Annotated in this window: 1 protein-coding gene; it reads right to left on the reverse strand. The window is 43.3% G+C overall.

What is annotated here, in order from left to right; genetic code table 11:
* Positions 1-833: hypothetical protein (locus A3735_RS08470; protein WP_156499534.1), on the reverse strand; the 833-nt coding region annotated here is incomplete at its 3' end.
* Positions 834-847 lie beyond the last annotated feature (14 nt).

An 847-nucleotide genomic window follows, 5' to 3' on the forward strand; every position in this document is an offset into this window, starting at 1 on the left:
CTGCCTGCCACCGGCACCTCTAGTGAAGCCAGAGTAAGTTGATGCCCAGATCCGAAGTAGATCAATTCACCATTTTCAGATAACTGAATGGGCCCGCTAAGCGGTTTCTCTGATGATTCAAAAATAGTGGATATTTCATCAGAGGCAATACCAAACGTCGATAAGTCCAAGGTCATTGAAAGTACTTCATTGTTTGGATGATTATCTACACGAACAACTGCAAGAATATCAACCAAAGTAGTGCAGCTGTCATTGCGACAGGCTAATTTAATACTGTCTGGCAAAACATCATATTCGATGTCCACAATACTACCAAGCAGCGCGCCAGCAGCATCAAACATAATCAATTTGTAGCGCTCTTCTAAAGCGGTGGAGTTTCGCGTGAAAACAAACAAGTTATCGCCCAATCCACTTATATGTACAACATCTGAATCTTCAGCAGCGAGCTGAACAAACGGAACCAAGGGGCTGTCACTTTCAAGATTTTGATAATAAATAGCTCCTTCGTCATCTGCAAAATATAACCTTTGTAAGCTTCCTGAAAGCGCGGTTACTACATCACCACTTACCGGTGTATGCGGGAGATAATACGATGTATCTTCAGAAGCCCCCATTCGATATCTGATGATTCTATCCCAGCCTTTACCGGAAAACGTTACGACATTTTGACTCCCTGCACTTATATCATCCCAGCTGCCATTGCGAACTTGGTCGATAGAGGCCTGCCCCGCCATCCACGCGGAATAGCACTTCCTGTCAGAAGGATCATCATTATCAATTACGCCATCAGTTAATCTATGACAACTCCTATCAAGTGGAAAATGATCAAACATCTCTTTCGAGCTTT

It is taken from the genome of Oleiphilus sp. HI0061, assembly GCF_001635675.1.